Source organism: Spirulina sp. CS-785/01 (assembly GCF_028330525.1).
Classification (GTDB): domain Bacteria; phylum Cyanobacteriota; class Cyanobacteriia; order Cyanobacteriales; family Spirulinaceae; genus JAQMSD01.
The window spans coordinates 1-7290 of sequence record NZ_JAQMSD010000005.1; the positions used below are offsets into that span (position 1 = coordinate 1).

The 7290-nt window shown below is 45.9% G+C and carries 5 protein-coding genes; 3 read left to right on the forward strand and 2 right to left on the reverse strand.

Annotation, left to right across the window (positions count from 1 at the left end):
• Positions 1 to 195: 195 nt before the first annotated feature.
• Entirely contained in the window at positions 196 to 1341 is a 1146-nt protein-coding gene (locus PN462_RS00205) for a Na/Pi symporter (RefSeq protein ID WP_272125788.1), read from the forward strand.
• 204 nt (positions 1342 to 1545) lie between these two features.
• Here PN462_RS00205 and PN462_RS00210 read toward each other — a convergent pair whose 3' ends face one another.
• Positions 1546 to 2622 carry a Fe(3+) ABC transporter substrate-binding protein gene (locus PN462_RS00210; RefSeq protein ID WP_443029020.1) on the reverse strand — a complete coding sequence of 359 codons (1077 nt, stop codon included), beginning with the start codon at positions 2620 to 2622 and terminating at the stop codon, positions 1546 to 1548.
• A 125-nt stretch (positions 2623 to 2747) separates the two neighbouring features.
• Here PN462_RS00210 and dprA point away from each other — a divergent pair, with 125 nt between their 5' ends.
• Positions 2748 to 3857: a DNA-processing protein DprA gene (dprA, locus tag PN462_RS00215; protein ID WP_272125790.1), complete on the forward strand. Its 1110-nt coding sequence runs from the start codon at positions 2748 to 2750 to the stop codon at positions 3855 to 3857.
• Positions 3858 to 3905: 48 nt separating this feature from the next.
• Here the strand turns inward: dprA and PN462_RS00220 are convergent, their stop codons facing one another.
• The gene (locus PN462_RS00220; protein WP_272125791.1) at positions 3906 to 6377 is read right to left on the reverse strand and encodes an adenylate/guanylate cyclase domain-containing protein; all 2472 of its coding nucleotides are present in this window, start codon (positions 6375 to 6377) and stop codon (positions 3906 to 3908) included.
• 109 nt (positions 6378 to 6486) lie between these two features.
• On the opposite strand from PN462_RS00220, the gene PN462_RS00225 reads away from it, so the two are divergent.
• On the forward strand, positions 6487 to 7290 hold an 804-nt coding region (locus PN462_RS00225; RefSeq protein ID WP_272125792.1), incomplete at its 3' end, for an Rpn family recombination-promoting nuclease/putative transposase.

A 7290-nucleotide genomic window follows, 5' to 3' on the forward strand; every position in this document is an offset into this window, starting at 1 on the left:
AGATGGAGGAGATGGAGGAGATGGGGGAGATGGGGGAGATGGGGGAGATAGGGGAGATAGGGGAGAACAAAGAACCCAGAACAAACAACATTACTGTTTACTGTTTACTGTTCCCTATTCCCAGTTCCGGAGTTCCCTGTTCCCTTGTTTACAAACAACAAACAACGAATAACAAACAACGAACAACAAAAAAAAATGAAAACCCAATCCCGATTCCAACCCCTAGTTAAAATTCTTCCTTGGTTAGGAGTTATCGCCTTAATTTATGGGTTACTCTTAGCTGTCAATCTCTTGAGTAGCGGGTTTCAGACCGGGGTTGGCGACCAAGCCAAGGATTTATTTCAATTTGCCACTAATCCCTTAGCCGGGTTATTGGTGGGGATGTTGGCGACTACCTTAATTCAGTCCTCTAGTACCGTTACCTCTATTATCGTCAGTTTAGTGGCCGGGGGACTTCCGGTGGCCTTGGCGATTCCTATGGTGATGGGGTCTAATATTGGCACAACTTTAACCAATACTGTGGTCAGTTTAGGCCATATTCGCAAGGGGGAGGAGTTTTCTAGGGCTTTTGCTGCGGCAACGGTTCATGATTGTTTTAATGTTTGTTGTGTATTGATTTTTTTACCGTTGGAGATGACGACGCATTTTTTAGAGTCTTTGGCGGAACTAATTTCGGGGCAATGGCTGAAACTGCTAACTTGGCAGGGGGGAGAGTTTAATCTGATTACGACTTTGACTCAACCACCGATTCAATTGATTATGCAGCTTACTGAACCTTTGGCCCATCCGTGGGATGGGGTTGTGATGGTAGGGTTAGGGGTGAGTTTGATTTTTGTAGCGATTTTTTATTTAGGGAAACTGTTAAAACAGTTATTGGTGGGGACGGCGAAACAAATTTTACAGACGGCGTTAGGGAAAAGCGCGATCGCGGGACTCTTTTCCGGTACAATCATCACACTCCTCGTCCAGTCTTCTTCAACCACCACCAGTTTAATTATCCCCCTCGCTGGCACGAATCTTGTCTCCCTCGAACAAGTCTATCCCTTCACCCTCGGTGCAAATATCGGCACTTGTCTCACGGCCTTAATTGCAGCGTTTGCCGTCCCCGATCATCCCGTTGTCGCCTTACAAATTGCGATCGTTCACCTCCTGTATAATAGCTTAGGAGTGTTGGTCATTTATACCCTCCCCGGACTGCGACAAGTTCCTCTCTACGGGGCCAGAGGATTGGCCGATTTAGCCACCCAACAAAAGGGATGGGTTGTCGTCTATCTATTAGGCGGATTTTTCTTAATCCCTGGACTCTTATTAGGGTTAACCTCTCATGGGTTTTTACGATAAAAAAGTAAGCCTTCAGCTATCAGCCTTGACTCCGCGACTCTTAAAATACTTCCTGCTTTTATTCATCTATCTGTTCGCCTTCCGGCTGAATGCTTACGTCTATCAACCCGTTTTAACGGGTTTCAGCTATTAGCCTTGGGTTAAAACCCAAGGCATATAAAGGGAGCTTGATGCGTATAAAATCAATTTATTGCAGAAATTATCCTATTTCCATCCTGCTCTATCCATTACCTTCACCGCTTCAGCATTTTTCTCCCCATAACTTTCCACATCAAGAGAAGACTCTTTGAAATCGCCAAATTTCTCCACCGTTTTACTCATGGTGACTTCCTCCACCACCGGATATTCATAATTAGCATTAGCGAAGATTTTTTGGGCTTCCGGGGTGGTGAGATATTCAATAAACGTCACCGCATTTTCTTGATGAGGGGCATTAGCGACAACTCCCGCACCACTAATATTAACGTGGGTTCCGCCGGCCTCTTGACTGGGGAAGAAAACCCCGACCTTTTCCGCAATTTCTTGCGCTTCTGCATCATCGGCATTCATCATCCGGGCCACATAATAACTATTCACAATGGCTAAATCACATTCCCCAGAAGCAACCGACTGAATTTGACTGGTATCATTCCCTTCGGGTTCACGGGCAAAGTTATTCACTAACCCATTCACCCATTCTTGGGCTTTTTCTAACCCCATTTCTTCAATTTTAGAGGCAACCAGAGATTGATTATAAATGTTGCTAGAACTGCGGACACAAATGCGTCCTTCCCATTCCGGGTTGGCTAAGTCCTCGTAGGTGGACAGGTTCTCTGGATCAACGTTATCTTTGTTATATACAAGGATTCTGGCGCGTTTGGTTAAGCCGAACCAATGTCCCTCATCTTCGCGGAAATTAGCAGGAATGGCGTTTTCAAGGACTTCTGACTCGACGGGTTGTAAAATGCCCGCTTGTTGCGCTCGCCACAGGTTGCCTACATCTACGGTAATTAAAACATCGGCAGGGCTGTTTTCCCCTTCACTTTTAATCCGTTCGATGAGTTCTTCTGCACTCCCTTCGATTAAGTTCAGTTCGATTCCCGTTTCTTCGGTAAAGTTCTCATAGAGTGCCTCGTCTGCGTCGTAGTGACGGGAGGTGTAGAGGTTGACTTCTCCGGTGGGTTGGGTGGCAGTGTCGTTGCTGTTGGGGTTATCGGTGGGGGTGCTGGAGCTACATCCGGCGGCCAGAGCAACCGCTAACCCGGATAAAATGGTGAAAATTGGGCGTTTTTTGAGTAACATAGTCGCTTTTATGTCAGCATTAATACATTGTTGGGTGCAATCTCCCATTGTACTTTAATGCAAACAATTCTTGATTAATTGCGAAAATTTTTTGGAGTAATTAGCGATTACGCGAGGGGGGTGTCTTGAGTCAGGAACGGGTGTATTGGTTAGCGTGGTCTAATGTTGCCGGGGTGGGGGCGGTTTCGATTCAGCGTTTACGCCAACATTTTGGGTCTTTACAAACGGCTTGGACTGCCCCCAAGGGGGAATTGCTCCAAGTGGAGGGGTTTGGAGCGAAGGGGGTGGGGCGAGTGGTGGACGCGCGATCGCAAGTTAACCCCCAACAACTCCTCGAAACCACCGCCAAACAAGGCTTTAACTTCTGGACTCCCGACGATCCCGACTATCCCCGCTTATTGCTAGAGATTCCCAGTTTACCCCCCGTCTTATACCATAAAGGCCAAGTGAACCTCCTCGAAAACCAAGGCCAAACCCCCCTCATTGGCATAGTCGGCACACGCAACGCCAGCGAATACGGACGCAGATGGACAGGGAAAATCAGCAAAACCCTAGCCCAACACGGCTTTACGATTGTTTCTGGGTTAGCCGCAGGCATTGACACCCAAGCCCACCTTAGTTGTTTAGAGACAGGAGGCCGCACCATCGCGGTTTTAGGCACAGGCATTGACCGCATTTACCCCCGCAGCAACACTAAACTCTATCATCGTATCGCCCAGGAGGGATTAATTTTAAGCGACTATCCCCCCGGCACACCCCCAGAAGGCCGCAACTTTCCCCCCCGAAACCGCATTATTGCCGGATTAAGTCGCGCTGTCTTAGTCATGGAAGCCGCCAGACGCTCTGGGGCTTTAATTACCGCCCGTTACGCCACCGAATTTAACCGCGATATTTACATCCTACCCGGTTCACTAGATAATCCCCAAGCATTAGGCTGTTTAGAATTAATCCAACGGGGAGCGCAATTAATTTTAGGAGAAAAAGAACTCTTAGAACAATTAGGTGAAATCCCCAAATTAGACCAACTAGACACCGCAGCACCGGAACTCCCGCCCGATCTCGAACCGGAATTAGTGCAAGTCTTAAAAACCATTCCAGTAACGCCTATTCCCTTTGATAAAATTGTGCAAGATAGCCAATTAGAAGCGGGAATGGTTTCCGGATTTTTAGTACAATTAGAGTTATTAGGGTTGGTGACGCAGTTACCCGGAATGCAGTATCAGAGGATTAGTTAAAAAAAGTTACTGATCCCAAGAGTTAATCCTTGATTAACTGACAAAAGATTATGATACTTTACTCTGGGACTCAGGACTTGTGGAAAGTTGGGCAAAATGTTCTAACAGTAAACGATGAATGAAGATATAACCACCCCCAACTTTTTGCAGTAAAATTAAATCGGTTGCCCAATCGAGAAAGCGAGCATAGTTCCAAGGGATACAACCATCAAGGTAGAGCATAAGCCGAAGGACAAAGTGGTGTAAGCAAGCCAAACCCGCCGGAGACAGTAGGCCAAGGAGTAAGCCAATGATGACACCCACCATAAAAAAGTCTAGCCAATAGGCGATAATACCGAGAAATGCTGCCCCTAGACTGGCAAAAAGGAGGGCTGTTTTGAGCGATCGCCATATTCCCTGATTTGGTTGGGTATGTGTCTCAATGGAAGCCCCCGCTAAACCCCGTAAAAGAATAAACATTACCCCCACCCCTAAACCACGAAGACTTAACCAAAAAAGGAATATCGGTGTTAACTTCACTCCAAAGCCTAAATAAAATATCTGACTACTTAGGATAGCGATCGCTACGCAAGCCACACTAATCCCTAAACCAAGAGGAATATTATCTTTTGCTTTTTGCCAAGACCACTGGAGTGTGTTGACAGGTTCAATTTTCCGCGCCGTAAGACTGGCAAGAATTCCACATCCTATTCCTAATACTAGAGAAGCGAATACTACTCCCCATACAGGAGACTGTCTACTAAATAATATCCAGCCTAATATTTCCTCAGTTAAACGACTCCTCATATCTAAGTCAGCAACCGCTATCCAATTGGTGATTCGACCCAAGATACTAAGTATTACGAGGCTAACGCAACTAATGATTATACTAAAAAGTACACCAATTCCGAGAAAATATCCCCACCGTTGCCATTTCGTCCGTAACCAACTGGGTTGGAGGTCTTCAATTAAAAAAATAGTTTGGGATTGTTGGTTAAGCTGCTTGGCCAGCCAACTCAACCAATGGCGCGTTTGAGCTATAGTATATTTGGGTTGACCCGCCCGACGGCGAACCGCCCGATTAATATACGTTTCAAACAGATGAAAGCGACGCGCTTCAATGGTATCCGCACTGGCAATTTCTTGATCAGATAAGCCTTGATAGGCTAACGCCATAATACTCAACATCAGAGGAGAACGGGCTAATTCTTGCAAGGTTGTATCATGGGAGAGGAGAGTTCGTAAGGCCGTCAATTCTTCCTCTGCACTAGCCAAATAAGCCTCAATTTGTTCAAGAGTCAGAGGCTGTAAACTGATTGCACCTTGTAACTGTAAGCGATGGGTTAACCCCTCATAATCTTTCTGACGACTACAAACCACCAACTCCGTTTGACCGTAACTTTGCATAAACTCGTTGATTGCTTGCACACAACGCTCCCGACGCTGTATATCCACCTCATCTAAGCCATCGAGTAATAAAATTAACTGTTGCTCCCTGACCAGTTGTTGGCCAATCTCTGGACTAACTTGGTATTTTCGTTGTAACTCTTGCACTAGCCAAGCTGCGATCGCTTGCCGTTCATTCGTCCAAGACGATAAATTAAACACAACCGGAATTAACCGACTCAGATCAGCTTCCGACCGTTCCAGTAAATCCCTAGCCAATGCCAGTAAAGTCGTCGTTTTGCCAGACCCCGGACTTCCCAACAGTAATAAAGACCGACCCATCCCCAAACTATCAAAACAATCAACAATCCTTGTCCCCAAAGGCAAAGACTCCGCCGACTCCCCCCTTTGCCATACCAGTCCCCAAGGATTTTCCACCGTATCCGAACGGGAAGACAACCCTAACTCTAGATAAGCTCGATGATGGAGAGAAGCCTCCAAAACCCCTTTAATCCAATAATTTTTAACCTTATTGACTAAAATCTGACGATAGCGATAATTTTGTTGATCTAGCACAACCGAAGACGGTGCAGCAGCATTCCCCCTCTGAGAAGCCACCAAAATCTGATAAATAGGCATTGCTTCACGGATATTTTTTAATTCCCGCTTCCCCAAATACACCGTTTTCAGGGAAATTTTCTTACCCACCACCTCATAAACCGCTTGAGAAATGCAAATCCCTCCAGGTTCAGCTTCCGACTGTAAACGTGCTGCAATATTCACCCCATTCCCCATCACATCCGTCTCACTCAAGAACACATCACCCAGATGAATTCCGATACGGTGCTGTAATACTTCCGCTTTGGGGAGTTTTGCAGCTTGTTCAGCCAGCTTTTTCTGTATCTCAATGGCACACCCCACCGCCTGTATTGCACTGGTAAAATAGATCAGCACCCCATCTCCCGTCGTCTTGAGAATGTGACCGTCAAATTGGGGACATACAGCAGAGATTAAACCCAAATCTCGGCCAATGAGCTTGAGCGTCAATTCCTCATTTTCCGACATACGGGTGCTGAAGCGCACGGCATCCGTAAAGACAATAGCAGCTAATGTTCGCTGTCCTTGACGATAGGGTGGCCGAGTTGACTGGGACATGAGGCTTTGGGAAGAACTTCATCATCCTTGATGATAATGTACTGATAGTGAACCTTGAAATTGGAAATTGCCTCCCACTCGCTAAACAGTAAGCGCGAGATGCTCACCCATGAAAACAGACACCATTTTTTATCGAATTTTCCAAGAATTCCCGCGCTGTTTTTTTGAACTCGCAGGACTCTCCGGCAGTCAAGCCAACCAATATCGCTTTGAGTCTGTCGAAGTGAAACAAACCGCTTTTCGCATTGATGGAGTCTTTCTTCCCCGTCAAAATACCTCCGACTACCCCATTTATTTCACCGAAGTTCAGTTTCAGAAAGACTCAAACCTCTATTCTCGTCTGTTCTCAGAACTTTTCCTCTATCTTCGCACCAGTAATAGTCAATTGCCTTGGCGTGCTGTTCTCATTTTTAGGAGTCGAGGGGTTGAACCGACTCCCCAAGAAAGATTACCCTACGAACCCCTGTTAAATTCTCCTTGGGTAACGCGCATTTATCTCAATGAATTACGAGAACAAGAGAACCTCTCATTAGGCTTGAAAATCTTACAATTAATTGTCGCCAAGCAAAAACAAATCACAGCAAGAGTGCAAGCGTTAGTCGAACAAGTGCGGGAGGAATTCCCGGCACAGCAAACTCAAGTAAAAGTGCTAGATTTAATAGAAACGATTGTTTTGTACAAACTACCGCAATTGAGTCGTCAGGAGTTAGAAGCGATGTTTAGTGTGGAAGATTTGAAAAAGACCCGTTTTGCTCAAGAAATGAAGCAAGAAGGCATTGAGCAAGGTATTGAGCAAGGTATTGAGCAAGCCAAAGTTCAACTTATTCCCCGTTTAGCAGCACGGGGGATGTCTGTGGAGGAGATAGCTGAGTTGGTGCAACTAGAGGTGACACAAGTTCAAGCTATTCTCAGA